Below are 579 nucleotides of genomic sequence, written 5' to 3' on the forward strand. Positions count from 1 at the left end.
CTTGCCGTCCCCGCCCCGGGCACCCTCAGCGCCCTCGCTGGAGTCGGTGGGGCCGGTGGGGTTGGTCGCGGACCGGACCAGGTTCATGAACGCGTCATACATCCGCTCCGAAGCCGACACGTGCAGCTTCTCAGGGTCATAGGCCACCTCGTGGGCCTTGAGCACACACTGGAGCTCCTCGGCGTGCTCACCCGGACCCCAGGCCTCGAACAGGTGAGTGCCATCGAAGGTCCGCACCAGGCGTGCACCACGGGCGTCGAAGGCGGCCTGGTACTGCTCCTCCACCACCGCCGGGTTGTACTGGGCCAGCAGCTCCCGGCCCAGCCGGTGAATGTCGGAGGTCGACATCGACGGCTCCTTGGCCTTGGAAGCCAAGATCCCGGCCTCCACCATCCGCCGGAAGAGGCCAGCATCCGGGCAGTCCTTAGTGTTGCGCGCCCCCACCGCCTTATCAGCGGCCTTGCACACCGCCACCGCCTCCCCGATGGACAACAACCCGGAGTCCAGGCCCTGGCGGGTGGCGGGCAACTCCTGGGCGAACAACCGCCGCGCCAGCTCGGCGCGCCCGTTGGCCTCAAC

1 pseudogene is annotated in these 579 nt (G+C 69.1%); it reads right to left on the reverse strand.

Annotated elements, in window-relative coordinates:
* Positions 1 to 579 (reverse strand): annotated as a pseudogene (locus tag ACYVD1_RS34820) (HNH endonuclease signature motif containing protein); the annotation flags it as partial.

Source organism: Nocardiopsis nanhaiensis, assembly GCF_054778635.1.